The organism is Myxococcus sp. RHSTA-1-4 (assembly GCF_020037125.1).
GTDB lineage: Bacteria > Myxococcota > Myxococcia > Myxococcales > Myxococcaceae > Myxococcus.
The window spans coordinates 1-1,466 of sequence record NZ_JAIQDG010000116.1; the positions used below are offsets into that span (position 1 = coordinate 1).

Annotated in this window: 1 protein-coding gene; it reads left to right on the top strand. The window is 70.7% G+C overall.

The window, feature by feature from the left end:
- On the top strand, positions 1-1,466 hold a 1,466-nt coding region (locus K8638_RS44160; RefSeq protein WP_223760807.1), incomplete at both ends, for a condensation domain-containing protein.

Here is a 1,466-nt window from a genome sequence, read left to right on the forward strand (position 1 = left end):
CGCGAGGACGTGCCGGGCGACAAGCGCCTGGTGGCGTACGTGGTGCCCACCTCGCCCGGACTGGACACCTCGGCGGTACGCGCCTTCGTGGCGAAGCAGCTGCCCGAGTACATGGTGCCCTCGGCGGTGGTGGAGTTGAGCGCCCTGCCCCTCAACGCCAACGGCAAGGTGGACCGCAAGGCCCTGCCCGCGCCGGACCTCTCGGCACGTCGCGAGCAGTACGTGGCGCCGCGCACGCCCACGGAGCAGACGTTGGCGGAGCTCTTCGCCCAGGTGCTTGGCGTGGAGCGCGTGGGCGTGCACGACGACTTCTTCGACCTGGGTGGGCACTCGTTGCTGGCCACCCAGTTGGTGACCCGCGTCAACTCCGCCCTCCACGTAGGGCTCGGTGTCCGCGCCCTCTTCGAGGCGCCCACCGTGGCTGGCCTCGCTCAGAGTATCCAGTCCGCCACCTCGGCCTCCCATCTGCCAGCGCTCACCCGCGCGCTCCGGGACGGCCCGCTGCCCCTGTCCTTCGCCCAGCAGCGCCTGTGGTTCATCGACCAGCTTCAGCCCGGCCTGGCCCTCTACAACATGCCCATGGTGCTCAGGCTGTCGGGCCCCTTGGAGCTACCCGCACTCCATCGCGCCTACGAGGCGCTGGTGCTGCGTCATGAAGTGCTGCGCACCACCTTCCAGTCCGAAGGCGGCGAGCCCCGGCAGCTCATCCACCCCGCTCCGCTCCAGTCCTTGCTGGTGGTGGACCTGAGCGGCGTGCCGTCCGGAGAACGTGAGGTCGAAGTGCGGCGGCGAGCCGCGGAGGATGCCGCACGGCCCTTCGATCTGGCCACGGGTCCGCTGGTGCGCGCCACGGTGCTGAAGCTGGAGCCGGGCGAGCACGTGCTGCTGCTCAACATGCACCACAGCATCTCCGACGGCTGGTCCATGGGCGTGCTGGTGCGGGAGCTGACGGCGCTCTACGAAGCCTTCCGTCAGGGCCAGCCCTCGCCGCTGCCCGAGCTTCCAGTGCAGTACGCGGACTACGCCGTCTGGCAGCGCAACTGGCTCTCCGGGGCGACGCTGCAAGGCCAGCTCGACTGGTGGAAGCAGCAGCTCTCGGGCGCGCCCCACGCGCTGGAGCTGCCCACCGACAAGCCTCGTCCCGCGGCGCTCTCGCACCTGGGCGCCTCGGTGCCTCTGTCCCTGCCGCGCGAGCTGAGCGAGGCGGTGGACGCCCTGGCGAAGCGCGAGGGCGCCACGCCCTTCATGTTGCTCCTGGCCGCCTTCCAGGCGCTCCTGCACCGCTACTGCGGCCAGGACGACGTGCTGGTGGGCTCGCCCATCGCAGGCCGCCGGCACGCGGACACCGAGGGCCTCATTGGCTTCTTCGTCAACACGCTGGTGCTGCGTGCCCGCTTCACCCCGGACCTCTGCTTCCGTGCACTGCTGGCCCAGGTGCGCAACACCACCCTGGGCGCCTTCGAGCA